We start from the raw sequence: 25,948 nt of genomic DNA, 5'->3' as shown, positions 1-25,948 counted from the left end.
CCCTCACGACCGGTCGCCGAGCCACCGGAGCCCTCCCCGCGTCGCGGGGAGGGCTCCCGGCGTTTCCGGAGCGAACTCAGGCGCTCAGGCGGGCCCGGCGGCGTCGGCCGGCCGCTCCCGCAGCACCGGGAGCGAACTCAGGCGCTCAGGCGGGCCCGCACGATCTGCGCCACCCGGCCGCCCTCGGCCCGCCCGGCGACCTTGGGGTTCAGGACCTTCATGACCTGACCCATCGCCTTGGGCCCGGACGCGCCGCTCTCGGCGATGGCCTCGTCCACCAGCCCGGCGATCTCGTCGTCGGAGAGCTGGGCGGGGAGGTACTCCTCCAGCACCGCCTGCTCGTCCAGCTCGGCCTGCGCCTGCTCGGCGCGGCCCGCGCCGCTGAACGCCTCCGCCGCCTCCCGGCGCTTCTTGGCCTCCTTGGTCAGCACCTTGACGATCTCGTCGTCGGAGAGCTCGCGCGCCTCCTTGCCGGCCACCTCCTCGACGTTCACGGCCGCCAGGGCCATGCGGATGGTCCGGGTGCGGACCTCGTCGCGGCCCTTCATCGCGGCCGTGAGGTCGGCCTTCAGCTTGTCCTTCAATGTGCTCATGCGGTCCATCTTGCCGTCTCACCGGTCCCGGTGTATCCAGGGTTTCTCCCTGGGCACCGGGTGTCGGGCATGATGAGGGTGTGAGGAAAGCAGCCGCGGTGCCCCTGTCCCTGCTCGGCGTCGGCCTTACCGGCCTCGCCTACGCCTCGGTCGTCGAGCGCAACGCGTTCCGCCTACGGCGTTTCGACGTGCCCGTGCTGCCGCCCGGCCGGCGTCCGGTGCGCATCCTGCACCTGTCCGACCTGCATCTCACCCCGGGCAGGCGGATGCTGATCAACTGGGTCCGCTCGCTGGGCGAGCTCCAGCCCGACCTGGTGGTCAACACCGGCGACTCCATCGCGCACCCCGACGCGGTCGCCCCGCTCATGCACGCCCTGGAGCCGCTGCTGACCCGCCCCGGCCTGTTCGTCTACGGCTCCAACGACATGTACGCGCCGCGCCCCAAGAACCCGGCCCGCTACCTGTGGCGCACCTCCAAGGGCGACCACGTCCAGAAGATCCCCTCGCTTCCCTGGGAGGAGCTGGGCGCCGCCATGTCGGCCGAGGGCTGGCTGGACATGAACAACACCACGGCCCGTCTCAAGGTCGGCGATCTCGACGTGGCCGTGGGCGGCATCCACGACTCCCACATCAACCGCGACCGCTACGACCTGATCGCCGGGCCCGCCCCCGAGGAGGCGGATCTCCGCCTGGGCGTGATGCACTCCCCCGAGCCGCGCAACATGACCCGCTTCGCCGCCGACGGCTACCAGCTGCTGCTGGCCGGCCACACCCACGGCGGCCAGCTCTGCGTCCCGTTCTACGGCGCGCTGGTCACCAACTGCGGCATCGACCGCGCCCGGGTCAAGGGCCTGAGCCGCCACGACTCGGCGTTCCTCCACGTCTCGGCCGGCCTGGGCACCAGCCCCTACGCTCCGGCCCGGTTCGCCTGCTTCCCCGAGGCGAGCCTGCTGACCCTGGTGCCGCGGCGCCGGAATGGCGCAAGCACCCGCGAAGTCCGCTAGACTTTCTCAAGCACGAGCAAGACCGTCGTGTGCCGGGGTGTAGCGCAGCTTGGTAGCGCGCTTCGTTCGGGACGAAGAGGTCGCAGGTTCAAATCCTGTCACCCCGACGTTATTTCCCGAGGCCAAAGGCCATCTGTGAGAATCACAGATGGCCTTTCGTCATTTCATGAGCCGCCTGCGCACCTCGTACGGCGAATGCTCACGCATCTCGGCGTGGAGCCGTCGAATGCCGTCTTGGCCGGCGATTCGGTGACGGACATGGCCGCGACCGTGCGCGCCACCGGCCGGGCATGCCGGTGACCTGCCGCGTGACATCCAATTACTCATTGAATCACCCGGGTAACAGGGTGCCATGAGTCGTGCCGCCGCGGAACCGGCGCCGTCGCGTCGCCGGTCGCGCGGGGCAGGGCGAAGAGGGCCGTGATCATCGCCGCCTCCTTCCCGGACGCCGTTGGGCGCCCTGCTCGGACTTGGCCAGGTACGGCGAGCGGCCGAGGATGACGATGCCCGCCACCAGCGCGATCAGGCCCGCGACCTCGCCTGCGAGAGCCGGGGGGTCGGCGCGCAGGCGCTCGCCGAGGATCACCACCCCGAGCATGATCCCGATGACGGGTTCGGCCGCGGTGGTGGCCGGCAGCGAGATGCGCAGCGGCGCGGCGTCGAAGGCGCTCTGGTTGAGCAGGATGCCCAGCACCGCGATCACGAGCAGCGTGTACGGCTGCCAGATCGTCAGCAACGCGCCCGGCCCGCGCCCCGCCTGCTCCAGCGTGACCAGTGAGGCTCGGGTGAGCACGTCCTGGATCCCGTACAGCATGCCTGCGGCCGCCGCCAGCAGCATGGCCTTGGTCGGCAGCGTGACCCGTACCGCCGCCAGCACCAGCACGGCCGCCACCATCAGCGTGGCCAGTATCGCCACCCAGACAACCGAGACCGGGCCGGGCACGCCGCCGCCGTGCGGCCGGCCGGACAGCAGGAACATCGCCACTCCTCCGCTGACCAGTACCGCCCCCAGCCACTCGCCCCGGCCCAGGCGCTCCCGGTATACGGCCGCCGCCACGGCCAGGGCGAAGATGAGGTTGGTCGCCAGGAGCGGCTCGACCTGGGCGACGTCGGCACGCCGCAGGGCCAGCGCGCCGAGCACCTGGCCGCCTACCATCGCGGCGACACCGCACAGCCACAGCGGTTTGCGGATCAGGTCCAGCAGCAGGTGCAGATGCAGCATCTCCCCCAGCGGCTCGGTGTAGGCCGCGTGCTGCTGGGCCACGAACCCCAGCCCGAGCAGGCACGCGGCCGCCAGCCCCAGCAGCACGGTGACGATCACAGGACTGACCTCTGCCAGGCGCTTCCCTGCCAGTCCCGCATCGCTCCCCTCCTCGGATCCGCCATATGAACCCAGTGAGGTATTTACCCATTCGCCTGGGAGCGCGGCGCCATCTGCGGGTAGCTCATCTTGGAGCGACTTCCCGGCTCAGCAGACGAAGAAACAGCGCCGACTCCGGCGAGAAGTGAACCGGGTGCTCGATGAGCGTTTCCCCGCGATGGAGGAAACGCTCGGCACGGGCCGTTCATGCGCGATCCTCGGCAGATCCCGGGCCACGCCGTACCCTGGCCCATCCCGGGCGGTTCCGCGGCCGAGTCCGCCTCCGTCGCCGTCCCGGGTATGGACCGACCAGCCGCCGGCGGATCCCGAAGCCGACGAGACCGAGACCTCAGCGCAGACACCGAACGCAGCTCGGCGCCTCAACAGGCTCGACAGGTACCGGCCCGGCAGCGCGCCGCGAACGCCTCGATCACCGCTCAAACAGATCTGCGCCGTCCACAGAACGGGGTCGGCCGCGGCATCGGTATGCGACGTCGGCCAACGGCCTGAAATTCTCCAAAAGACAGTGATGCCGGAGTTTGACATACTTCATTATTTTCCCAAACGCTTGCCTTCGCCGCCGAGGTATGGTTTCCGTTTCAGGAATATATGATCCGAAATGGGGCGAATGGAAATGTATTTCCGAGGCCAGAGGGTAGAGGAACAGTAAACCCGTTCGGAAGGAGAACGCCATGTCCGGACCAAGAGGCCCCTATTCGTACGGCGGCTCCACCAGCCCCCCGGCACCGCGGTCATCCGCGGACGACCGCGCCGAATGGGAGGGCAGAACCCGAGTCTTCCTGCAGCCCATCGCCGCGCCGTCCATCCTCGGGCTGTTCGGGCTCGCCGGCGCGACGCTGATCGTCGGGGCCTGGCTGGCCCGATGGTACGGCACCGCGGCCACGCCGCTCATCATCTTCCCGTTCGTGATGGCCTTCGGCGGCCTCGCGCAACTCCTGGCCGGGATGTGGTCCTACCGGGCGCGCGACGGCCTGGCGACGGCGGTGCACGGGCTGTGGGGGACGTTCTGGCTGGCGTTCGGCCTGCTGTTCACCCTCGTCGCCCTGGGCGCCTTTCCCACCGCGCTCGTGCCGATCATCGGGATCGGCAACGCCGGCTTCGGGTTCTGGTTCCTGGTGCTGTGTCTGATCACCGGGCTGACGGCGATCGCGGCGTTCGCGGAGAACCTCGTCCTGGGCCTGCTGCTGACGGTCCTGGCCGCGGGGGCGGGTTTCAACGCCGCCGGATTCTTCGCCGGCTCGTCGTGGGCGGTCATCGTCGGCGGGTGGCTGTTCGTCGCGGGCGCCTGCATCGCCCTCTACACGGCCACCGCGCTGATGTGCGAGTCCAGCTTCGGCCGGACGATACTGCCGACCGGCAGGTACAGCCACGAGGCCGACATCTCCGGGCGGCGGGCCATCCGGCCGCTGGAATACGTCCATGGGCAGCCGGGTGTGAAGATCGGGCAGTGAACTCCATCTGAGCGCAGCGCCGGGGGCGGACCACGCTCCTTCCCGGAGGACCGGCCGATGCCGTGCCGAGGGACGGCCGGCCGGACCTGACCGAGGATCTCGGGGCTGCGGCCCCGGGCATCCCTTACGCGCAGGGCGGGAAGCGCCAGGATGAATGACTGGTAGCTCTACGCGCAACACCGCCTCGCGGCGGATGCGGCAACTGCTGGGGCGGCTCGCGGCCCAGGTGGGAGGTTCCGCCCGGCTTCAGGTGATCGCCATCCTGGCCTGCGTGCTCGCCCTGGACGCGGCGGACAAGGGCACCATCGGCGCAGTCACTCCGGACCTCAGACAGGACCTCGGCATTGACGACACCGGGATCGGAGCCCTGGTCGCGGTCTCGTCCGGAGCCAGCGCACTGGCGGCGATCCCGGTGGGCTGGCTGACCGACCGGGTGAACCGCGTCCGGCTGCTGGCCGGGAGCATCCTGCTGTGGAGCATGGCCATGGCGATCAGCGCCCTGGCCGACTCCTTCCAGGTGCTGTTGTTCTCCCGGATGGCCATGGGGGCCGTCACCGCGACCACCGGACCGACGCTGGCCTCCCTGGTCGGAGACTACTTCCCGCTCTCCGAGCGAGGACGCATGTACGGTTTCATCCTCGCCGGGGAGATGCTGGGCTCGGGCCTCGGCTTGATCGTGCTCGGCGATCTGGCTTCCTGGACGTCCTGGCGCACCTCCTTCTGGGTTCTCGCGCTCATCGGGCTCGGGCTGCTCTACGTGGTGGCGCGCCGGCTTCCCGAACCGGAGCGCGGTGGTGGAAGCCGGACGCGCACGGCCGGGGAGCGGCACGAGCGCCGAGAGCACGACGGCGGCGAGACGGGGACGACGGGCGAGGAGCCTCCCCGGCGGAACGACCTGGTCTACGAGACGATCCGGCGGCGGGCGATCGAACCCCAGACCGCGCTGATCCTCAAGCACGATCCCGCCCGCATGTCCCTGCGGCAGGCGGTGGTCTACGTCCTGCGCGTCCCCACCAACCGGATCATGATCATCGCCTCCGCCGTCGGCTATTTCTTCTTCTCGGGCCTGCGCACCTTCACCGTCGAGTTCGTCACCCGGCACTACGGACTGAGCAGGGTCGCGGTGAGCGGGCTGATCCCGATCATCGGCATCGGCGCCCTCGCCGGCGTGCTGAGCGCGGGGCCGCTGTCCGACCGGCTGACGGAACGCGGCCATCTCAGCGGCCGGGTGCGCATGCCCGCGGCCGCCTACATCGTCTCGGCCGCGCTGTTCCTTCCCGCGATAACGACCACGACCGTGGCGATGGCGATCCCCCTGTACACGGCGGCGGCGTTCTGCCTGGCCGCGACGAACCCCCCTCTGGACGCCGCCCGCCTGGATGTGATGCATTTCCGGCTCTGGGGACGCGCGGAAAGCGTCCGCACGTTCCTGCGCATGAGCTCCGAGGCGAGCGCCCCCGTGCTGTTCGGCGCGGTGGCCGGTGCGCTCGGCGGTGGCGCGGGCCGGGCCGATGGCCTGAAGTACACCTTCCTCATCATGCTGGTCCCGCTGGTCGCCAACGGACTCATCCTCTTCACCGCGGGACGAACCTATCCCCGAGACGTCGCGACCGCCATGGCCTCGGAGGCGCGCACGCGTGGCGCGGGTGAACGCCGAGACTCATAAGGGCCGGACACCGGCGGAAGAGGTGAACGCCGGGGGCCGGCCATACGGATTAGACTGGGCGCAACGCGATGACGGAGACGAGTAGTCCCGGGATCACGCGGGTCAGAGAGCCGCCGGTAGCTGCGAAGGCGGTCCCGCGCCCCGGGGCGAAGACCCTCCCGAGTGCGGGGAGGAACGGCGATCCCGCCCAATGCCCCGCCGGCCGGCCCCCGTGATCGGGCCGCGATGAGGCCGCCGCCCAGGCGGCGGCGAAAGTGCGGTGGCACCGGGAGCACCCTTCTCCCCCGCACTCCCAAGGGATCCGCTCATATTCCACAAGGAGTGTGATGATCTCTCGTATCCTCGCCGCCGACCTGCCCGCGCACGTCGGCCGCACCGTACGGATCGCCGGCTGGCTGCACCGCCGCCGCGAGCTGAAATCCGTGTCGTTCCTGGTGGTCAGGGACCGTTCCGGCCTCGCCCAGGTCGTGCTGCGCGAGCCGGTCCACCTGGCCGAGGAGACCGTCGTCGAGGTCACCGGGACCGTCTCCGCCAGCCCGCAGGCCCCCGGCGGGGCCGAGCTGGCCGACCCGGTGATCGACGTGCTCTCCGCGCCGGTCGAGCCGCCTCCCTTCGACCTGTACCGGCCCGTCGTCTCCGGCACGCTGCCCACGGTCCTCGACCACGCGCCGGTGGCGCTGCGGCATCCCCGGCTGCGGGCGCCGTTCGAGATCGCCGCCGCCGGGGTCGCCGGATTCCGGGCCACCCTGGACGGGCTCGGGTTCGTCGAGACGTCGACCCCGAAGATCGTGGCCTCGGCGACGGAGTCGGGCGCCAACGTCTTCGGCATCGACTACTTCGGCCGGCCCGCCTTCCTGGCCCAGTCCCCGCAGTTCTTCAAGCAGGCCCTGGTCGGGGTGTTCGAGCGGGTCTACGAGGTCGGGCCGGTCTTCCGGGCCGAGCCACACGACACCGCCCGGCACCTGGCGCAGTACACGAGCCTGGACGCCGAACTGGGTTTCGTCCGCGACCATCGCGACGTCATGGCGGTGCTCACCCGCGCGCTCGGCGGCATGCACGCGGCCGTCGCCGAACGCGCCGGGGCCGCCGTCGCCCTGCTGGGGATCGAGGTGCCGAAGGTCCCGGAGGAGATCCCGGCGATCGACTTCGCCGAGGCGCAGGAGCTCCTCGCCCGGCACACCGAGGAGGACCCGCGCGGCGAACCCGACCTGGCCCCCGCGCACGAGCGGTGGCTCGGCGAGTGGGCGCTGCGCGAGCACGGCTCGGAGTTCCTGTTCGTCACGGGCTACCCGATGGTCAAGCGGCCCTTCTACACCCACCCCGACCCGGCCGTGCCGGAGCGCTCACGCAGCTTCGACCTGCTCTTCCGGGGGCTGGAGCTGGTGACGGGCGGCCAGCGGCTGCACCTGCACGCCGACTACCTGGCCGCGCTCGCCGCCCGGAGCGAGGACCCGGCGGCGTACGAGGGGTACCTCGCGGCCTTCGCGCACGGCATGCCGCCGCACGGCGGCTTCGCCATCGGCCTGGAACGCTGGACCTCCCGCCTGACGGGCGCCGCCAACGTCCGCCAGACGACCCTCTTCCCGCGCGACCTGCACCGCCTCAGCCCGTGACGTCGTGACCGGCCGGCCCGCGCCCCGCGGGCCGGCCGGTCCACGCGGTCCGCACAGTCCGCACAGTCCGCGGCCGGAACCGTACGGCCCGGTCAGGACGGCGGGGTGGCGGCGGTTCGGGGTTCGCCGGCGGCGTTCCCGGCCGTACGGCCGGCCGCGGAGTGGGCGCCGCGACGGGGTCAGCCGCGGGCTGAGGCGAAGGAGTAGTCGGTGTAGCCGTGCCCACCGCCGCCGTAGTAGGTCGCGGGGTCGGGGCGGTTCAGCGGTGCGCCGGTGCGCAGCCGTTCCACCAGGTCGGGATTGGCGAGGAAGGCCCGGCCGAAGGCGATGAGGTCGGCCCCGGCGGCGAGCCATCCCTCGGCGGCGGCCCGGCCGCCGTCGTCGGGGAACTCGCCCCCCGACCGCGGCGCCACCACCAGGGCTCCGGGCCAGGCAGCCCGGATCCGGGCGGCGAGCGGCGTGCCCGCCGCGACGCCCGCGAGGTGGAAATACGCCAGGCCGAGCGGGGCGAGGGCGGCGGCCAGCGCCGGGTAGACCAGTTCGAGGTCGTCCTCGGCGATGTCGTTGTGCGGGTCGCCCGGGGTGACGCGCAGCCCCACCCGGTCTCCACCGACCGCCTCCGCCACGGCCGCGGCGAGTTCGACGGCGAAGCGGAGGCGGTCGCGCCCGTAGACGTCACCGCGGTGGTTGGTGCCCGAGGCGAGGAACTGGTGGATCAGGTAGCCGTTGCCGCCGTGCAGCTCGACCCCGTCGAACCCGGCGTCGAGGGCCAGCCGGGCGGCGCGGGCGAAGTCGCCGATCGTCGCCCGCGTCTCGGCGGTGCTCAGTTCCCGGGGGACGGGCAGGTCCCGGTGCCCGCCGAGGGTGAAGATCCGCCCGGCGGCCCGCACCGGCGACGGCGCCACGGGCCGCAGCCCGTTGACGCTCTCGTGGCCGATGCGACCGGCGTGCATGAGCTGGGCGAAGATCCGGCCACCGGCCGCGTGCACCGCGTCGGTCACCGCCCGCCACGCCCCGACCTGCTCGGCGGTGTGCAGGCCCGGGGTCCCCGGGTGGCCCTGCCCGGCCTGGCTCGGCTGGGCGCCCTCGGAGACGATCAGCCCCGCGGTGGCCCGCTGCGCGTAGTACACGGCCGTCTCCGCCGCGGGCACCCCGCGGTGGTCGGCGCGGCTGCGGGTCATCGGTGACATCACCAGCCGGTTGGGCAGGCGGAGCCGTCCCAGCCGCGCGGGCTCGAACAGGTCTGGCATGACGCGTCCCTTCCGCGGGTCGTTCTCGGGGCCCACGCCGGCCGTGGGTCGTTCCCGGGCCGACGCGTCGGCCGTGGGTCGTTCCCGGGCCGGCGCGTCGGCACGTCGGCTCAGGCCGGCATGTCGGCCGCGGCGGGCTCGCCCAGCGCCGCCCGGCAGGCGCCCAGCCGCTCCCGGCTGTCCTCGTCACCGGTCGCGGCCAGCACGATCTCGTAGTCGGCGGCGGCCTCGGCGTAGCGGCCCGACTCCTGGTGGACGACGGCCCGGTTGAACCGCATCTCGGGCGTGCCGCCCAGCTCGACCGCCCGGTCCAGGTCGTGGGCGGCTCCGGCGAGGTCCCCGGCCGCGTAGGCGAGTTCGCCGCGCAGCGCCCACGCCTCGGCGAGCCGTTCGTCGCGGCCGATCGCGGCCGACAGCGCCTCGCGGGCCGCGTCGGGGTCGTCCCGCTCGGCGAGCAGCCGGCCCTTCAGGCACAGCAGGTGGGCGTTGTCCGGCGCGAGCTCCAGCCCCTCGGTGACGTCCCGCCAGGCGGCGTCGGTCTCCCCCAGGTCGCACAGCAGCCCGGCGCGGTTCACCCGGGCGTCGAGGTGGGCGGGGTCGAGTTCGAGGGTGTAGCCGAAGTCGGCCAGCGCCCCGCGCACGTCGCCGAGTTCGAGGCGGGCGTCGCCGAGGTTGTAGTAAGCCTCGGGGAACGGCGGCGACAGGCGCAGCGCGCGCTCGTAGGCGGCGATGGCCTCCTCGTCGCGGCCGAGGCGCCGCAGGATGTTGCCGACGTTGAAGTGGTGCTCGGGGAAGTCGGGGTCGAGCTCGACGACCGCGAGGTAGTCGCTCAGCGACTCCTCCAGCCTGCCCATCATGCCGAGGACCTGCGCGCGGTTGTAGCGCAGCACCGCGCGGTGCAGGGCGTGCTCGCCGGGTTCCAGCTCCCGGTCCAGCCGGGCCATGCCGTCCTCCAGCATCCGCAGCGCCTCGTCCGCCCGCTTCTGGCGCACCTCGACCAGCGCGAGCCCGTTGTGGCCGAAGACCGAGTGGAAGGCCCGCTTCTTCGGGTCCTCCACCAGGGAGGCGATCGCGATGGACATGTTCATCCATATCCGCGCCCGCTGGTAGTCGCGCCGCGGCTCGGGGTAGTGCCGGGCGTACAGCATGGCGGTGCTGTAGGCCAGCTCCATGTGGACGATGGGGTCGGTGCTGACGGCCCGCGCCTCGTCGTAGATGGTCATCGCCTCGTCGGCCCGGCCGAGGGAGGCGAGCGTGGTGCTGGTGGCGTTGGTGAAGTGCCACCACAGCTCCTCCTGCGTCGACCGGTCCACCAGCGCCCTGCCGCGCAGGCCCAGGTCGGCGGCGGCCTGGTAGAGGCCGATGCCCCGGCAGTGGTCCATCGCCAGGCGCAGGGCGGCCAGTCCGGCGCCGGACGGGTCGGTGCCGTGCTCGGCGTGGTACGGGATCGCGCCCAGCGACAGGGAGAACTCGCCCCGGCCGGCCAGCGCCGCCGCCCGCTCGTCGTGCAGCCGCGCGCGCTCGGCGGCGGGCAGCGCCTCGTAGGCGGCGAGCAGCAGCGGGTCGTCGTCGGTGCAGTCGCCCTCGACGTAGGCGCGCGCGGCGGCCGGCGCATCCACGGCCCCGGCGCCCGGGGCGGCGGAGGTCAGGGCGGTGGCGGGAGCGTCCACCGGTACGGCGTGGCGCGCGAGGACGCGCGCCAGCGAGATCGTGACCTCGCCCGGCGGGTCGGCGACCGGCTCGGGCCCGGTGCCGACGACGACGGTCAGCCCGTCCAGGTCGCCGCGGCGCAGCAGCACGGCGACGAGCTCCTGGTCGGTCGGGTCGGCGTGGTGCACGTTCTCGAAGACGAGGGTGCGGGGCCCTCCGCCGAGTGCCGCCAGGTGGTCGCGCAGCAGCTCGGCCAGGCCGTTGGAGATGTTCAGGGTGTGCAGCCGGGAGTAGAAGCGGGTGCGCTCCCCCTTGCCGGCCTGCCACTCCAGCGAGGTCCACGCGGGCGGCACCAGGCGGGCCAGCTCCGGGGTGCTGGTCAGGATCTCGATGTTGTGCGCGGGTCCCAGCTCGGGCCGGCGCTCCAGCGCCTCCGGCGCGATCGCCCGCATCAGCGTGCCGGCCGCCGTGTACGGCCCGCGCAGCCGCCGGTGGGCGTCGAGCACCATCAGCACCGGCGGCAGGTCGAGTCCTTCCCGCAGCAGGTCGCGGTCGCGGCGCCGGGCGGCCCGGATCCAGTGGTGGTTACCCATGGTGCGTCCCTTTCAGGTGATGACGTGTTCGAGCCGCTGTCTCCGGTCGCGGTATCGCTCCCGGGCCGCCACCCAGGCGAGAACGACGAGCTGCGCGAGGATGAATCCGCAGAAGACGAGCGAGTCCAGCAGCTCCGGCCAGGACGCGCCGTGGCCGGTGAACCGGCCGAGGATCCCGGTGAACATCTGGTAGACGATCGGGGCGACCGCGACGAGGAACGTGGTCAGGCTCACCGTGTAGCCGGCGACGATCAGCCAGGAGTACCACCGGGCGACGCGCCGGTCCGTGGGGTGCCAGTCGGACTCCTCGACGAGTCGGTCGCGCCGGCCGAGCAGCCGGTTCACCCGGTTGGCCAGCATCTGCCGGGCCGTGGTGTGCAGGTCGACGCAGCCGAGCGCGGTGGAGACGAGGACGTAGAGGTCGGTGCGGAGGTACAAGGAGAACTGCCAGAGGATGCGGAGCAGTACGGCGAACGCGAACGCCAGGCAGAACCTCCCGGCGAAGGAGAGCGCGCCCCCCGGCTGCCTGGTGAGGTCGGCCGCGATCGTCAGGGCCGCCATCACGACCACGTCCGCCAGCATCCCGGCCACGATCGGCAGGTACCGTTTCCGCCGGGGCACCGCGACCAGCCCGTCCAGCGATGTCTCCAGCACGACGAAGTAGAACCTGCGGGAGATCCGCAGGCTGGAGCGCAGGCCCAGCCGCCGCCCGGCGAGCGCGTGGAAGCTCTCGTGCAGCAGCAGCTGCGGGATGGCCACGACGAACAGCGCCGCCTGGATGACGGTGTAGTAGTCGGTGAAGAAGACGTTGCGGTAGCTCGGCACCAGGTCGGGCCGGCGCGCCATCGCGACCAGCGCCCATCCGACGACGACCGCGTAGCAGATCCAGGCGGGGACGGAGAAGAGGGCCGCGCCGAGCCGCCGCCAGCGGACCGGCCGGTCCGCGGTGTACGGCCCGCCGGGATCGTCGACCGCGCCGGGTTCACGGGCCTCGCCGGCCTCGCCGGTCTCGTCGGCCTCGCGGACGAATCCGAGCTCGCCGAGCGCCGCGACCAGGTCGTCGATGTCGGGGTCCTCGTGGTAGCGCTCGGCGTACCAGGCGGCCGCCGCGCGCGGCGGAAGTCCCTCCTGGAGCCTGCGCAGCAGTTCGGCGCCGTCCGCCGGGAAGATCGCGTAGGAGTCGGTGTCCGGCCTGCCGACCGTCACCTCCTCGCCGTCCTCCAGGTAGACCAGGTGGTGCAGCGGGAGCGGCCGGTCGGGGTCGTAACGGGTCGCCGGGCCGCCGGTCACGGCCTCTGCGTCGGTCAACGGGCAGCCCTCCCAGGTGGCGTCGCGTGAGGGTGGTGTGCGAGGTCGTGCGGTGGGGTTCCGCGGCGTGGGGCGGAGCGCCGGGTGCGGGCGTGCCGTACCCGGCGCACCGCCGGGAGCCGACGTCAGCTCACGTTCTTGTAGATCGAGCAGGCGGCGGCGGTCAGGCGGACCGGGCCGGCCTTACGGATCTTGATCTTCTTCATCGTGCACCTCCTCCCGAGGTCCGAAGGTCGATGTCAACGATGACCGCCGCCGCTGGAGCGGCGTCGCCGCGGCACTGAACCCGGCGCGGGCACGGGCGGGCGGCGTGGCCAGTGAACCGCCAGTGAACCGCCAGTGGACCCGGCGCGACCGGCCGTACGACGCGTCCGTACGGCGGGGCGGACCCGCGCCGTGCCGGCCGTACGGCAGGGCAGATCACGCTGTGCCGGCCGTACGACAGGGCGGACCGCGCCGTAGAAACCACGGTGCCGGACGCACCGCCGGGGCCGATGCCGTACGGCGCGGTCCTGGGGTGGAGCGGCCATCCGGCGACGGGAAAGAGGAGGAAGTGACAGCGGTGATGGCCGGGATTGGACACATCACAATCTCGCTATACATTCCGTCAAAACATATGATTCTCCAGATTTCCGGCACTGACCGTGGGCTTTTTCAGGAGAGAAATGGCGGATATACGGTTCAGCCTGCTCGGTTCACTACGGGTATGGCGGGGAAATACCGAGATCGCGATCAGCTCGGACAAACAACGGACCGTTCTCGCTCTGCTGCTGCTGAAGGCGGGGACGCCCGTCCACCGCCAGGAGATCATCGACGCCGTGTGGAGCGACGGCGCCCCGGACTCCGTGGTCAACCTCGTCCAGACCTACGTGGGGCGACTGCGCCGCCGCGTCGATCCGTCCCACGTGGCCCGGTCCGGCGCCTCCTGGCTCGCCGGGCTGGGACCCGCGTACGCGATCCGGCTCGACCGGTGCGACACCGACCTGGTCCGCTTCCGGACGGCGGTGGTGCGGGCCGGGCGGGCCGGCTCCCCCAGGGAGACCCTGGAACTGCTGCTGCGGGCGCTGCAGCTCTGGCAGGGCCCCTGCCTGTCCGATCTCGGCCACGCGGTCCGGGGGCATCCCTGGGTCCGCGCGGCCGACCAGGAACGCGTGGACGTCCTGCTGGAGGCCGCCAAGCTCGCCCTCCAGCTCGGCCTGACCTGCGAGGTCATCCCGCAGCTGCGGGCCGTCGCCGCGGCCGAGCCGCTGAACGAGGCGGTGCACTCCTGGCTCGTGCTCGCCCTCGCGGGCGCCGGGGCGCAGGCCGAGGCGCTGTCCGAGTACGAGGCGACCCGCAGGAGGCTGGCGGACGAGCTCGGCATCGACCCCGGCCCGCAGCTGCGCGCGGCGCACCTGCAGGTGCTGCGGCAGGAGACGGGCCCGTCCTCCTCCTACGAGCCCTACGAGCCCTACGACTCCTGCGAGTCATGCGAGTCCGCGCCCTCCGGTGGAACGTTCCGCCCGTCCCTCCTGCCTCCCGACGTCGCCGACTTCACCGGGCGGGAGAAGACGGTCGGCCGGCTCCGCGGCGCGCTGACCACCCGCGGCACCGGGTCCGTCGCCGTGGGGCTCGTCACCGGGCAGGGCGGCGTCGGCAAGACCGCCACGGCCCTGCACGTGGCCCACCGGCTGGGCGAGGCGTTCCCGGACGGCCAGCTCTACGCCGACATGCACGGCTCCAGCGCGTGCCCCGCGGACCCGTCGCGGGTGCTGGCCCGGTTCCTGCGCGCCCTCGGCGTCCACGCCTCCGCCGTCCCCCAGGACCTGGAGGAACGGATCGACCTGTACCGCAGCCGGCTCGCCGGCCGCCGGATGCTCGTGGTGCTCGACGACGTCGCCGACCACGCGCAGGCCAGGCCGCTGTTACCCGGCTCGCCCACCTGCTCGGTCATCGTGACCAGCCGCTCCCGGCTGCCCGGCTGGCCGGGCGCCGCCCGCGTCGAGCTGGAGCCGCTGGAGCCGGGGGAGGCCGCGGACATGCTGGCGAACGTCCTCGGCCGCGAACGCGTCGCCGCGGAGCCCGAGGCCGCCGCCGAGGTCACCCGGCTGTGCGGGCGTCTGCCGCTGGCACTGCGCGCCGCCGGGACGCGGCTCGCCGGCCGTACGCACTGGACGCTCGCGCGGTTCGCCGAGCGGCTGGACCGCGACGGCCTCGACGAGCTCGCCCTCGGTGACCCGGACGTCAGGGGAGGCATCGCCGCCGACTACCACCGGCTGGACGAGGCGGCGCGGCGGGCCGTCCGCCTCCTCGGCGTCCTGGACCTCCCCTCCTTCGCCACGTGGACCATCGCGATGGTGCTGGAGACGTCCCAGGAGGCGGCGGAGGAGCTCGCCGACTCCCTCGCCGACGCGCGCATGCTGGAGATCACCGAGCCGGACGCCGCCGGCCAGACCCGCTACCGGTTCCACGAGCTCGTCCGCCGTTACGCCCGCGAGCAGGCCGCGCTGGAGGAGAGCGGCACCGTCGTCGACGTGGTGATCACCCGCACCCTCGCGGCCTTCCTCACCCTGGCGCAGGAGGCCGACGAGCGCCTGCCGTCGGCCCGGTACACCCCGGTGCGGGGCAGGGCGCCGCGCTGGCCGCCTCCGGCGCGGGTCCGCGAGATGCTGCTCGCCGACCCCATCGCCTGGTTCGAGAGCGAGCGGGCCTCCCTGGTCGCCGCCGTGCTGCAGGCGTCGGCCCTCGGCCTGGACGAGCTGTGCTGGGAGCTGACCGCCGCGATGCTGAACGACGCGGCGCTGCGGTCCTCCTGGACCGGTGTGGAGCGGGCCCTCCGGGCCGCCCTGGCGGCCTGCCGCCGGTCCGGGGACCGGCTCGGCGAGACCGTGGCGCTGCGCGGGCTGGCCGAAGCGCGACTGGGACGCGAGCACCGCCTGGAAGGGGATGAGGCCCTGGTGTCGGCCCGTGGCGGGACGGTTCGCTCGCCGGAGCCTGCGGAGAATGACCCGCCGATGGCACGATCTACCTATGCCTGACCCATCTGTCGTCACGACGGTGATATCGACGGTAGGCACGCTTCTGGGGGCTCTGGGAGGAGTGGCGCTGACCCAGGGGACCACCGCCCGGCGCGAGAGACGCCAGGCGGAGCGCGACCGGCGCGACCGGCGGCGTGACGAGCTCCGGCAGGCGTGCGCGAACCTGTCCGAGTCGGCCGCTCAGCTCAGGATGACGATCGAGATCGCGGCCCAGCGTCACTGGCGGGACATGGACGTCAGGCTCGGCGCCGTCCAGGAGCACGCGACGGCCACGGGTCTGCACGCCGCGCAGGTGTCGCTGACGGCTCCCGAGGAGGTGGCGTCCGCCGCGCTGGCCCTGGCCGAGTCGGCCGGCCGGAGCGCCGCCGCCGCGGTGAAGTCCATCGACCTGGCCTTCCAGGACGGCGTCTGCCTGGGCGGCCAGATGAGGAGTGCCCCGGACCTGCGCGACCTCGACGCCCGTCTCGCCGCCTTCCAGCTCGCCGCCAGGCGCGAGGTGACCGGCGGCCCGGAGGCGGGGAGCACGCCGGACCCCGGCACGGGACGCCGCCGGGACGGGGAGGTGACGCGCCGCACGGAGTGAGGGCGGCACGGAGTGATCGCCGTGCGACTCCGCGTCGTCACCGCCCCGGATCGTCATGGTACGGCTCACCCGGCTCCGAGGCCGCCAGCAGTCCCAGGGCGACCTCGCGCCGGTGGGGTGGCAGCGGCGCACCAGCGGCCGTCAGCGCCCGGCCCGCGAGGTCGGCGGCGCCGGCCCGGTCTCCCTCCGCCGCCCGTGCCCGCGCGCCGTACAGCAGTACGGAACCCTCGTGCGGCGCGTCGGCGAGCACGGCGGCCAACTCGCCGTCGGCGGCCCCGAAGTCGTGCAGCGTGGCCAGCGCGAAGGCGCGGGCCGCCCGGGTGACGGGCTCCGCGCGGTGCGGCACCCGGTCCAGATCGCGTAGCGCCTCCTCGGCCTCGCCGAGGTCGGCGAGGATCTCCCCGCGCACGCGCAGGGCGTCCGGCGTGTTCCCGTCGACGGCCAGTACCCCGTTGAGCACCGCCACGGCCGCCCGCGGGCGACCCAGTTCCCCGAGCGCCCGCCCGAGCTGGGTCTGCACCGTCAGGTCGTTGGGCACCCGCTCGACGGCCGCACGCAGCAGGGTGAGGGCGAGTGCCCCGTCTCCCTGCCGCAGGTGTAGCCGACCGATCGCCGCCAGCAGCCGTCCCACCGCGGAGGTGTCTCCCATGGCCTCGAACATGGTCGTGGCCGTGTCGTAGGACCGGACGGCCTCCTCCAGGTCGCCCTCCTCGCAGGCGATGTTGCCGAGCAGGGACCACGCCTCGGCGCGCGGGCGCAGGTCGTCGTCACCGGCTTCCAGGATCCTCCGGACGTGCCCGCGCGCGAGCGCGGCCTCCCCCTCGGCGAGGGCTTGGACCGCGGCGTGCAGCAGCGCCGCGGAGGACGTCGGCGCCGGAGGAACCGCCGGGACCGGGCCGCCGACGGCGAGCCCGCGGACGACCGCGGCGAGACGGTCGTCGTACAGCGCGTACTCCCGCGAGCCGGACGTCCCTCCCTCGGACCGGAGGAGGTGGAGGGCGGCCAGTGCCCGCAGCACGGAACCGGGCACGCCGGCCGCCTCCGCCTCCCGTTCGCCGACCCGCGCGCGTCCGGGGAAGCCTGCGGTGAGTGTCCGTCCCAGCCAGTTGAGCAGCCGTTCGGGGTACAGGTCATGGTCGGTGGCGATCCCGGAGACGACGCGCCGCCAGGTGTCGCCGAGGAACCGCTCGGCGCCGCCCTCCCGGCGCAGGTGCGGTCCGGTGACGACGTCGGTGCCGGAGCACGTCTCCCACAGCGAGGAACACGCCATCTGGACCAGCGGCGGGTGCACCGTACCGGTCGGGGAGGCGACCGGCCTTCCCATGTCGTCGTGGAGCGTCACCGAGCGGAGGTCGTCGACCAGTTCCTCCGCCGCGCCGGGCGCGAAGGGGCGGCCCCGGGTCTCCGAGGGGCCGCGGACCGCCCGCGTCGCCGCGTCGCGGTCCAGGGGCGCCAGGACGACCTTCGAGCCCGCGGCCGTCCCGAACCGGGCACGGTAGGACTCGAAGAGATCGGTGAACTCCTCTCGGCCCGCGAGCAGCAGGTGCAGTCCCGGATGGTCGTCCAGGGCGGTGGTGAGTTCGTCGACGAACGCGCCGACGTGCCGCCGGCGGTCCTCACGGTCGTCGAACAGCTCCTCCATCTGGTCGATGGCGGCCATCAGCGGGCCGGAGGCGGCGGAGCGACCGGCGACCGCCTCGTATCTGCGCAGGTGCCCGGAGATCGTCATCGCGGCCAGCCGGGCCGGGGACTCGTGGGGGGACCAGGACGCCAGCAGCGCGAGGACGTAGGGGTTGTGCTCGGGCAGCGCCGCGACGGGGAAGGAGGAGGCGTACGTCAGGCGGCCGACGGGAAGGATCCGCAGTCGCTCCGACGCCAGCAGCGGACAGACGCCGGCGTTCAGCAGCGAGGTCTTGCCAGCCCCCGGCCCCCCCGTGAGAACGGTCAGCCGGTCGGCCTTCCAGAGTCTGGCGACCTGCCGGGACTCCCGTTCCCGCCCGAAGAACAGGCGGCTCTCCTCGGTGCGGAACGCGCGCAGGCCGATGTAGGGACCGTGGTCCACGGTATTGATCAGAGTCTCAACGGTCACATCGATCCCATCCGGTGCAATATAACCACTCGTCGACCGAATCCTGCGTCACTGCCGAAATAGTGGGGCGGTGGCCCGAGTGACCAAATGGAATGTGTGCACGAGTTTTACGCATCCTTGCTGCCGCCTCATCCGCGCACGCCCATCGGGGGCGCGGATTCCGTCGTTTCGCGGACGGACGGCGGCGCGCCGGCTCGGCCGACCGCGGAACGGGCATCGACCGCACCCTCATCACCCACTTGTCATCGACGGGATCTCGTCCGCGGCGCGCGGGGGCGTCACACGGACGACTGATGACCCGCGACCGGATCGGCGTCCCGTTCCTCGATCTCCATGAGCCTGCGAAGCGCGTGCGCCAAGGCGGTCTCGTCGAGCTGGTCGAGGTCTCTCAGGGAAAGCCCTGAGACGTCGATGAGGCCACTGTCCCGCGTGGCGGCGTCATCCCACATAGGCGCTCCCGTCACCTTCGTTCCCGGTGCTCCGCCCCTCTATCTTCGCACGCCGTCCGACCATGGTCACGCGCCCGTTTGTGCATGTCCGAATTCAAACGAATGTCACGAATAAATTCACTTATAACGATTAATCATGTCATTCCGGACAACAGGAACGTCGTCCTCCATATTCCCCCACAGCAGACACCGATGAAACGCCCGCCTCTTCGACGATCGGGGGGTGGCGCGCTTAGGATGGCCATTGTGAAGGCTGAACACGGGCGCATTCCACACGTTTGGGGCAAAGTACCCCAGCGCAACATGAACTTCACGGGAAGAGAAGACCTTCTCTCCCGTCTGCGCGAAGGCATCACGATGGACGTCACCGCCGTTCTGCCTCACGCGCTGCACGGCATCGGCGGCGTCGGGAAGACCCAGCTCGCCGTCGAGTACGCCTACCGCTACCAGGGCAACTACGAGCTCGTCTGGTGGATCTCCGCCGACCAGCCCCTCCTCGTGCGCTCGTCGCTCGCCGCCCTGGCGCCCCACCTCAAGCTGCCCTCGGCGGCGGTGACCGGCATCGAGGACGCCGCCGCCGCCGTCCTCGACGCGCTGCGCCGGGGCGAGCCCTACTCCCGGTGGCTGCTCATCTTCGACAACGCAGACCAGCCCGAGGACATCAACGAGATCATCCCCCGAGGTCCCGGGCACGTGCTGATCACCTCGCGCAATCACCGGTGGGAGGGGGTCGTCGACACGCTCGCCGTCGACGTCTTCGACCGGGCGGAGAGCGTGGAGTTCCTCAGCCGCCGCGTGCCCAAGGCCATCAGCACCGTCGACGCGGGTCGCCTGGCCGACGAGCTGGGCGACCTGCCGCTGGCGCTGGAGCAGGCCGGCGCCCTGCAGGCCGAGACGGGGATGTCCGTCGACGAGTACCTCCGGCTGCTCACCGAGAAGACCAGCCAGCTGCTGGCCGAGAGCAAGCCCTCGGAGTACCCCCTGTCGATGACCGCGGCGTGGTCGCTGTCGGTGGAGCGGCTGAAGGAGCAGCTCCCCGAGGCGGTCGAGCTGCTGCGCTGCTGCGCGTTCTTCGGCGCCGAACCCATCCCTCGCGACGTGTTCCGGCCGCTGTCCGGCGACACCGCCGACGTGGACGACCCGCAGGCCGCCGGCGCATTGCGCCGCATCCTCGGCAACCCCATCCTGCTCAGCAGGGCCATCCGGGAACTCGGCCGGTTCGCCCTGGCCCGCATCGACTCCCCCAGCCGGACCATTCAGGTGCACCGGCTGATCCAGGCGCTGATCCGCGACGAGCTGACCGCCCGGGAGCAGGCCCGCTACCGCGGCGAGGTCCACCTCCTGCTCGCCGCCGGTGCCCCGCTCGACCCCGACGACACGGCCAACTGGCCGCGATACGCCGACCTCCTCGCCCACGTGACGCCCGCGCTGGTGCCGGAGAGCAGGAACCCGACCGTCCGGCGGATGGCACTCGACCTCCTCCGCTACCTGTTCGTCTCCGGCGGCTACCAGTCGGCGCGTGCCTTCGCGCAGCAGTTCCTGCAGCGCTGGCGGGCCGATTCGGGTTCCGACCACCCCGACGTGCTGTCCGCGCAGCGGCACCTGGGCGACGTCCTGCGCGAGCTGGGCGATTACCGCGAGGCGTACGACCTCAACAGCAGGACGCTGGAGCAGATGACGCGGGTCCTGGGCCCGGACCACCCGCAGACGCTGGTGGTCACCAACATCCACGCCGCCGACCTGCGCGCCCGCGGCGACTTCGCCGCGGCCCTGGAGGTCGACGAGGAGGCCCGGCGGCGGCACGAGGCGGTGCTCGGCCCGGTCCACCCCTGGACGCTCAACATGATGAACAACCTCGCGGTCGACCACGGCCTGATCAGCCGGTACCAGCGGGCCCGCGAGCTGCACGAGGACACTTACCTCCTCCAGCAGCAGAACGTCGGCGTCAACGGCGTCAGCAGGACCGACGTGCTCTCCTCCTGGAACGGCCTGTCCCGGGTGGTGCGGCTGTGCGGCGACTACCCCGAGGCCCGCGACCTGGGCGAGGACGCCCACGCCTACGGCGTGCAGGAGCTCGGTGCCGAGCATCCCTGGACACTCCGCACCGCCAAGGACCTGTCCATCGCGCTGCGGCGGACCGGCCGGATCCCGGAGGCCATCGAGCTGGCCCGGGACATTCTCTCCCGCTACGAGCGGATCTTCGGCAAGGACCACCCGGACACCCTCGCCGCCGCGATGAGCCTGGCCAACGCGCTGCGCAGCAACGGCGACATCGACGACGCCTTCCACCTCGCCGAGGACACCCTCGACCGCTACCCCGCCGTCTACGGCGCGGACCATCCCTACCACCACGGCTGCGCCGGCAACCTGGCCGTACTGCGCCGGGTGCGGGGCGACGTGATCGGCGCCCGCGACCTCGACCGGGCCTCACTCGCCGCCCTGGACGCCCGGCTCTCGCGCGACCATCACTACAGCCTCACCGTCGCGACCAACCTCGCCACCGACCTGGTCATGCTGGGGGAGCTGGACGAGGCCATCCCGCTGCGGCGCGACACCCTGGAGCGGCTGCGGACCATCCTCGGCCGCGAGCACCCCGTCGCACTGGCCGGCGCGGCGAACCTCGTCGCCGACCTGTACCGGGCGGGCGCCGAGGGGGAGGCGAAGAGCCTCTCGGAGGAGACCTTGGACGCCTACGCCCGGACCCTCGGACCCGACCATCCGGACACCAGGGTCGCCCTGGAAGGCAGGCACCTCGACCTCGACTTCGACCCCCCGCCGATCTGATCCGGCCCCGCCGGATCCGGCCCGGTCCGCCCTGACGGGCGGGCCGGGCCGGTCGTGTGTGCCGGGTGGTGGCCGCGCGGGCGGACAACCGTGTGGACGACCGGGGCGCGCCGTGCGGGCGGTTCGTGCCGGGCCGGTCAGGGCGAGCCGTTGCGCAGGCGCCAGTGCCGTCGGTGCCGCTCGGCGGCGCGGCGGGCGAGCCCGAGCGCCGGGTCCGGCACCGGCTCCCCACGCCAGCCGGCCAGCGTCCGGTTCATCGAGGAGACGAACGCCGTCCCCTCGGGGGTCAGCGCCCCGCTCGCCGTGAGCGTCCGCACGACCTCGGCCGCGGCGTCCCGCCAGCGGACGAACTCGGCGTTCGCCCTGATCGCCGCGTTCCCGTGTTCGTGAAGGCGCTGCCTGCGCCAGAACCCGGCCACCCCCAGGTGTGCGTAGACCCCCTGCAGCAGGCCGCTCACCGGCCGGGGGTCGTCGCGCCACGGCGCGTAGTACCGCGCCCCGGTGTCCGGCAGGGTCAGCGGGACCAGGTCGAGCAACGCCGTGAGCTTGGCGTGCTGCACCTCGTGGGCCAGCGTCACGGCCAGCACCCGGTCGTCCTCCGGAGCGGAGAGCGCCACGCAACCGAACGTCTCCCGGGACGACACGCTCACCTGCCCGGCCGTCGGCGGAGCCAGCGGTGCCAGCACCCTGACGATCTCGCCGATCTCCGCGGCGACGGTCCAGTGGTGCTTGACGAGCAGCTGCCACGCTCCGTCGAGGAGTACCTGCCACCTCGCGGCCTCGGCTGCCGTCAGTCGGCCGGCCGCGGTCGTCGCCGCGGGCAGGCAGTGCGCGTCCACGTCGTCGAGGAGCAGCTCGATCCCGCTCCCTCCCGCCTCGGCCGACAGCCTGCGCACGCCGTGCCAGCCCGGGGCATCGGCCCGGTGGTCCGGCGGCACCCGGACGCGGTCGTCACCGGCCACGATCTCCGCCCCGCCGCGCGGCGCGACCCGCACGACCGCGCGGTCACCGCCCCCGCCGGAGGCCAGGACGGCGCGGCCGAGAGTGGGCAGCGCGACGACCCCCTCATGGACGGGCACCTCGACGACGGCCGCGACACCCGCCCTGATCGCCGTCGCGGCGGCGACGGCCGCGAGGTCCGCGGGGACAGCCGGAACGGCCGGGCCCGGCCGCGTGGGCCCGCCGTCCGGAGCCGCCGCCCCACCGTGCAGGGCGCGCAGCGTACGGCGGGCCCACGCGCCCGTGCCCGGATGCCGGATCACCGCTTCGGCCTCCGCAGGCGCGTGGGCCTGCACGTCCGCGAGCAGATCGTAGGCCCGGCGGGTTCGGGCGGCCTGGGGATGGCGGGTCCCGGCCGCGGCGTCCACGACCCCGCGGATCAGCAGGATGTGCCTGCTGTGCTGGGCTGCGGCCAGGTCACGGACCGCGGCACCGCCGCCTCCCGCCGCGAGAGCCCGGAAGACGGCCTCGCTCAGGCGGTGCGCGCCGAAGTTCATGGGCGGCCCAGCCGTACGGCCAGGTCCGCCTCAACGGTCCGCTTCACATGGGTGACCAGGCGGAACAGGTCCGGACAGTAGACCGACGGATTGGCGAAACCGGTGCCCGAGCGGTAGCGGTGCGCGTACAGCCCCGCCCCGCACACCCGGTGCACCGGGCATGCCCGGCACGTCGCCGACAGTGCCCCGACCCCGAGTTGCCTGGCCACCACCGCCGGCAGCGACAGCACCGCGTCGAAGGGGTCGCGGTCCACGTGCAGGCCGGTGTGCGGAGCTCCGTGGTAGGCGGACTTCAGCACGTCGGACTGCTCGATGCTTCCGTCGGTCTCGACGACCAGCACGCCCACCGGTGAGAGCCCGATCGCCTCGCTGGTGGAGGCCCCGCCGAAGAGGAGGTGGAGGATCTCGCCGAACAGGCGCACCCGCGTCCTCTGCCGGGGCTCCCGGTACCACCGGTCGAAGACCGCGACGAGCCAGTCCCCGTACGGCGTGGCGGAGCGGTCCGGGCCGCGGCCGGGCGGCGGGGCGTCCCAGTTTCCGTGGGGAAGTAACAGGTCGACGACCGGCGGCCGGAACTCCGTCAGCGCCTCGTAGGTGTCCAGTGGGTCGTTGCGCAGGTCGACGGCGCACAGCAGGCCGACGAACAGGTGCCGGTGACGGGGGCTCGTCAGCCGTTCGAGAGCGGCCCGCACGGACGCGTGGCTGCCGCCGCCGTCCGCGCGGCGGCGGTGCCGGTCGTGCGCCTCTGCCGTGCCGTCCAGGCTGACCCCCACCCGGACGCCGAGCTCGTCGAACAGGCGGAGGTAGTCCTCGGTGAGGCGGACCGCGTTGGTCTGGACGACCACGTCCGTCCGCGCGGTCGGGCCGACCTCTGCGCGCAGGGCGTCCACCAGGCGGCGGATCGTCGCGGGTCCGGCGAGCAGGGGCTCACCGCCGTGCAGCACGACACGGACCGCGGTCAGACCGTGGGACCGTACGTGCTCGGCGACGCGGGCGGCGACCCGGTCGGCGATCCGCGGGGACATCCGGACGGGGCGGGAACGCCACGTCTGGTCCGCCATTTCGTAGACGTAGCAGTAATCGCACGCGAGGTCGCACCGGCTGTGGACTTTGACGATGAACTCCCGGAAGGGGGTGGGACGCCAGCCCGCCGCGGTCAGGGCCGGAACGTCCAGTGTCGCGGGCCATTCCTTCCCGCCCTCCGCGAGGAAGGGCCGCTGGGCACGCATGGCCACGCGCGATCCGCCTCTCGTCCGTGCTCCGTCCGAGCGGCCGGGTTCGCCGCCGTCCTGTCCGTTCTGTTTCGAGGATCGCAAAACTCAGAGTCAGACACAATACGCGAAAATTCATCAAAATCCGACGGTCTCCCCTTTCCGCAAAGGTGACCTCTTTCCCGCCGAGCTTCCCCGCGGACTACGGAACCCACGGGAAAGGGAAAATCGGAATGACCGCTTTTCTGGCATTTGGCAGCCGAAATACCGGCGGCGTTTCGTGACGATGCCGGCCGGGCTCCGGAGCCGCGGAGATCGCGGCGGCGCCCCGCGCGACGGCCCCGGGAGCAGGAGGCCGCTCACCACGCCCGCCAGGGCCGCGCGGCGGGCCGGTCCCGCCTCGCCGACCGGCGCGGCGAGCATCCCCAGCCCGCCGGCCGACGCGGCGGCCGACCCGGCGAACAGGAACGGCATCTCCCGGTACCCGTCGTGCCAGGCGGGCACGGCGGTGTCGGAGATGAGGGCGGCGGTGTAGGTCGCGACCAGGGGACCGGTCAGCCCGGCGCCGACGGTGGCGGCGCGGCCCAGGCGCGGGAACCACCCGGTGACCGCGGTGGCCGCGGCGACGCCGGCCTGCGGGCCGTACCCGCTCAGGATCCAGGTGCCCATGTTCATCGGTGAGATCACCTTGAACACCCGCAGCATGTGCAGGAACCGCCCGGGCCGGCCGAGGTCGTGGATCAGCGCGTACAGCGAGCCGCCCAGGGCGCACAGGGCGCCGGCCTTGCAGGCGCGCGCCAGGTGCGGGCGGCCGGTGAGCTCACCGGCCGCGGCCAGCGTCGAGGACGCCCCGGCCAGGCCGCCGAGGAAGAGGTATCCGGCGATGTCGTGGGCCTGCCAGGTCGGCTCGTTGATGACCGCCTTGCCGTAGTAGGAGCGGAACTCCGCCTCGGGGACCATGAGCCGCTCGCCGCGCCGCCGCCGCCGGGGACGGCCGGCCGCGCCGACCGCGGCCTCCCGCTCCGGCCGCAGACCGGGGTCGTCGTCCAGCCGGACGTCGGTCTGGCTTCCGACCTGCCCGCCGCTCATGACCCACCGCCCCGCGTCCGGTTTCCGCCCCGTACGGTGCTCACGGTCCGTCTCCCGGTCCCCCGTCCGCTCACGATCCGCCGCCCAGCGTCACCGCGACGATTCCGGCCAGCAGTGTGACCGCCGCCAGTCCGACGTGCTTCCACATCGACGGCAGGTCCCGGGGCGGGCGGCAGACCGTACACCTCGGTCTCGTCGAGGAGCAGGAAGAACGCGCCGGACCCGCCGACCCCGTCGCCCGGGCCGTGGCCGTACAGCCGGGCCGACGTCATCCCGGCGTCCCGGAGCTGCTCCAGACGCCGGGTCGCCCGGTCGCGCAGCTCGTCCAGCTCGCCGACCTGGATGGAGTCGGTCGGGCGGCTCTTGGCGCAGGCGGGTTCCTGTGGGCGTGCGGCATGGGGATGTAGCCGGGCAGCAGGTTGAACAGCGTGGGGATGTCGCTGGAGCCCTGGATGCTGGCGTGCCCGCGCAGCGCCTGGATGCCGCCGCCGGGACGGCCCATGTTGCCCAGCAGCAGTTGCAGGACGCAGGCGGCGCGGATGAACTGCGAGCCGTCGCTGTGCTGGATCCAGCCCACCGCGTAGACGAACTCGGCGGTCCGCTCCGGGCCGGAGTTCTCCACCGGGTGCCGGCAGACCTCGGCGAACAGCTCCCGCGGGATGCCGCAGATCCGCTCGACCATCTCCGGGGTGTAGTGGGCGTAGTGGCGACGGAAAACAAC

At 72.8% G+C, this 25,948-nt stretch carries 17 protein-coding genes, 1 tRNA gene and 2 pseudogenes; 8 read left to right on the top strand and 12 right to left on the bottom strand.

All coding sequences use genetic code 11. The features are described from left to right. Window positions 1-137: 137 nt before the first annotated feature. A complete protein-coding gene (locus tag ACQP10_RS02125) occupies window positions 138-593 on the bottom strand; it encodes a GatB/YqeY domain-containing protein (protein ID WP_179820728.1) in 456 nt (151 codons plus the stop codon). Window positions 594-673: 80 nt separating this feature from the next. On the opposite strand from ACQP10_RS02125, the gene ACQP10_RS02120 reads away from it, so the two are divergent. Both ACQP10_RS02120 and ACQP10_RS02115 read left to right on the top strand, forming a co-directional pair. Continuing rightward, a complete protein-coding gene (locus ACQP10_RS02120; RefSeq protein ID WP_179820730.1) occupies window positions 674-1,597 on the top strand; it encodes a metallophosphoesterase in 924 nt (307 codons plus the stop codon). Window positions 1,598-1,630: 33 nt separating this feature from the next. Further along, window positions 1,631-1,704, top strand: a tRNA-Pro gene (locus tag ACQP10_RS02115). A gap of 317 nt (window positions 1,705-2,021) precedes the next feature. Here the strand turns inward: ACQP10_RS02115 and ACQP10_RS02110 are convergent. Further along, window positions 2,022-2,918: a DMT family transporter gene (locus ACQP10_RS02110; RefSeq protein ID WP_346017983.1), complete on the bottom strand. Its 897-nt coding sequence runs from the start codon at window positions 2,916-2,918 to the stop codon at window positions 2,022-2,024. Between the two features lie 731 nt (window positions 2,919-3,649). Here ACQP10_RS02110 and ACQP10_RS02105 point away from each other — a divergent pair. From ACQP10_RS02105 to aspS, 3 genes are all read left to right on the top strand, one after another. After that, entirely contained in the window at window positions 3,650-4,429 is a 780-nt protein-coding gene (locus ACQP10_RS02105) for an acetate uptake transporter family protein (protein WP_346017984.1), read from the top strand. 154 nt (window positions 4,430-4,583) lie between these two features. Continuing rightward, a complete protein-coding gene (locus ACQP10_RS02100; RefSeq protein WP_433540782.1) occupies window positions 4,584-6,095 on the top strand; it encodes an MFS transporter in 1,512 nt (503 codons plus the stop codon). Window positions 6,096-6,421: 326 nt separating this feature from the next. Then, a complete protein-coding gene (aspS, locus tag ACQP10_RS02095; RefSeq protein ID WP_433540781.1) occupies window positions 6,422-7,708 on the top strand; it encodes an aspartate--tRNA(Asn) ligase in 1,287 nt (428 codons plus the stop codon). Between the two features lie 179 nt (window positions 7,709-7,887). On the opposite strand, the gene ACQP10_RS02090 is transcribed toward aspS, so the two are convergent. The 3 genes from ACQP10_RS02090 to ACQP10_RS02080 form a co-directional block, all read right to left on the bottom strand. After that, on the bottom strand, window positions 7,888-8,958 hold the full coding sequence (locus ACQP10_RS02090) for an alkene reductase (protein WP_346017987.1): 1,071 nt from the start codon (window positions 8,956-8,958) through the stop codon (window positions 7,888-7,890). A 110-nt stretch (window positions 8,959-9,068) separates the two neighbouring features. Next, window positions 9,069-11,201 (bottom strand): tetratricopeptide repeat protein, encoded by a 2,133-nt coding sequence (locus ACQP10_RS02085; protein ID WP_433540780.1) that lies wholly within the window; start codon window positions 11,199-11,201, stop codon window positions 9,069-9,071. A gap of 12 nt (window positions 11,202-11,213) precedes the next feature. Further along, window positions 11,214-12,509: a hypothetical protein gene (locus ACQP10_RS02080; protein ID WP_399498841.1), complete on the bottom strand. Its 1,296-nt coding sequence runs from the start codon at window positions 12,507-12,509 to the stop codon at window positions 11,214-11,216. Between the two features lie 665 nt (window positions 12,510-13,174). On the opposite strand from ACQP10_RS02080, the gene ACQP10_RS02075 reads away from it, so the two are divergent. Then, window positions 13,175-15,526 carry an AfsR/SARP family transcriptional regulator gene (locus tag ACQP10_RS02075; protein WP_346017990.1) on the top strand — a complete coding sequence of 784 codons (2,352 nt, stop codon included), beginning with the start codon at window positions 13,175-13,177 and terminating at the stop codon, window positions 15,524-15,526. After that, complete coding sequence (locus tag ACQP10_RS02070; RefSeq protein WP_179820752.1) at window positions 15,519-16,109, top strand: hypothetical protein; 591 nt, start codon at window positions 15,519-15,521, stop codon at window positions 16,107-16,109. The genes ACQP10_RS02075 and ACQP10_RS02070 overlap by 8 nt, the downstream gene beginning before the upstream one ends. 37 nt (window positions 16,110-16,146) lie before the next feature. Here ACQP10_RS02070 and ACQP10_RS02065 read toward each other — a convergent pair whose 3' ends face one another. Both ACQP10_RS02065 and fxsA read right to left on the bottom strand, forming a co-directional pair. Further along, on the bottom strand, window positions 16,147-18,198 hold the full coding sequence (locus tag ACQP10_RS02065; protein WP_433540779.1) for a tetratricopeptide repeat protein: 2,052 nt from the start codon (window positions 18,196-18,198) through the stop codon (window positions 16,147-16,149). Window positions 18,199-18,476: 278 nt separating this feature from the next. Continuing rightward, entirely contained in the window at window positions 18,477-18,647 is a 171-nt protein-coding gene (fxsA, locus tag ACQP10_RS02060) for an FxSxx-COOH cyclophane-containing RiPP peptide (RefSeq protein WP_346017992.1), read from the bottom strand. A gap of 192 nt (window positions 18,648-18,839) precedes the next feature. Between fxsA and fxsT the strand changes: the two genes are divergently transcribed. Then, window positions 18,840-21,431 carry an FxSxx-COOH system tetratricopeptide repeat protein gene (gene fxsT, locus ACQP10_RS02055; RefSeq protein WP_433540778.1) on the top strand — a complete coding sequence of 864 codons (2,592 nt, stop codon included), beginning with the start codon at window positions 18,840-18,842 and terminating at the stop codon, window positions 21,429-21,431. A gap of 137 nt (window positions 21,432-21,568) precedes the next feature. Here the strand turns inward: fxsT and ACQP10_RS02050 are convergent, their stop codons facing one another. The 5 genes and pseudogenes from ACQP10_RS02050 to ACQP10_RS02030 form a co-directional block, all read right to left on the bottom strand. Continuing rightward, the gene (locus tag ACQP10_RS02050) at window positions 21,569-22,927 is read right to left on the bottom strand and encodes an HEXXH motif domain-containing protein (protein ID WP_433540777.1); all 1,359 of its coding nucleotides are present in this window, start codon (window positions 22,925-22,927) and stop codon (window positions 21,569-21,571) included. Further along, window positions 22,924-24,156: an FxsB family cyclophane-forming radical SAM/SPASM peptide maturase gene (locus ACQP10_RS02045; RefSeq protein WP_433541869.1), complete on the bottom strand. Its 1,233-nt coding sequence runs from the start codon at window positions 24,154-24,156 to the stop codon at window positions 22,924-22,926. The genes ACQP10_RS02050 and ACQP10_RS02045 overlap by 4 nt, the downstream gene beginning before the upstream one ends. A gap of 120 nt (window positions 24,157-24,276) precedes the next feature. Beyond that, window positions 24,277-25,227 (bottom strand): NrfD/PsrC family molybdoenzyme membrane anchor subunit, encoded by a 951-nt coding sequence (nrfD, locus tag ACQP10_RS02040; RefSeq protein WP_433540776.1) that lies wholly within the window; start codon window positions 25,225-25,227, stop codon window positions 24,277-24,279. Window positions 25,228-25,297: 70 nt separating this feature from the next. Then, window positions 25,298-25,607: pseudogene (locus ACQP10_RS02035) on the bottom strand (4Fe-4S dicluster domain-containing protein); the annotation flags it as partial. 2 nt (window positions 25,608-25,609) lie between these two features. Continuing rightward, window positions 25,610-25,945 (bottom strand): annotated as a pseudogene (locus tag ACQP10_RS02030) (formate dehydrogenase); the annotation flags it as partial. Between the last annotated feature and the right edge of the window lie 3 nt (window positions 25,946-25,948).

The organism is Streptosporangium sandarakinum, assembly GCF_050942225.1.
In the GTDB taxonomy this organism is placed as follows: domain Bacteria; phylum Actinomycetota; class Actinomycetes; order Streptosporangiales; family Streptosporangiaceae; genus Streptosporangium; species Streptosporangium nondiastaticum.
This window is presented reverse-complemented; position numbering and strand designations above follow the sequence as displayed.

Coding starts and splice junctions, on each gene's coding strand:
- ACQP10_RS02125 (WP_179820728.1), bottom strand. CDS start 593: ATGAGCACATTGAAGGACAAGCTGAAGGCCGACCTCACGGCCGCGATG.
- ACQP10_RS02105 (WP_346017984.1), top strand. CDS start 3,650: ATGTCCGGACCAAGAGGCCCCTATTCGTACGGCGGCTCCACCAGCCCC.
- ACQP10_RS02100 (WP_433540782.1), top strand. CDS start 4,584: ATGACTGGTAGCTCTACGCGCAACACCGCCTCGCGGCGGATGCGGCAA.
- aspS (WP_433540781.1), top strand. CDS start 6,422: ATGATCTCTCGTATCCTCGCCGCCGACCTGCCCGCGCACGTCGGCCGC.
- ACQP10_RS02090 (WP_346017987.1), bottom strand. CDS start 8,958: ATGCCAGACCTGTTCGAGCCCGCGCGGCTGGGACGGCTCCGCCTGCCC.
- ACQP10_RS02085 (WP_433540780.1), bottom strand. CDS start 11,201: ATGGGTAACCACCACTGGATCCGGGCCGCCCGGCGCCGCGACCGCGAC.
- ACQP10_RS02075 (WP_346017990.1), top strand. CDS start 13,175: ATGGCGGATATACGGTTCAGCCTGCTCGGTTCACTACGGGTATGGCGG.
- ACQP10_RS02070 (WP_179820752.1), top strand. CDS start 15,519: ATGCCTGACCCATCTGTCGTCACGACGGTGATATCGACGGTAGGCACG.
- fxsA (WP_346017992.1), bottom strand. CDS start 18,647: ATGTGGGATGACGCCGCCACGCGGGACAGTGGCCTCATCGACGTCTCA.
- fxsT (WP_433540778.1), top strand. CDS start 18,840: ATGAAACGCCCGCCTCTTCGACGATCGGGGGGTGGCGCGCTTAGGATG.
- ACQP10_RS02050 (WP_433540777.1), bottom strand. CDS start 22,927: ATGAACTTCGGCGCGCACCGCCTGAGCGAGGCCGTCTTCCGGGCTCTC.
- ACQP10_RS02045 (WP_433541869.1), bottom strand. CDS start 24,156: ATGCGTGCCCAGCGGCCCTTCCTCGCGGAGGGCGGGAAGGAATGGCCC.
- nrfD (WP_433540776.1), bottom strand. CDS start 25,227: ATGAGCGGCGGGCAGGTCGGAAGCCAGACCGACGTCCGGCTGGACGAC.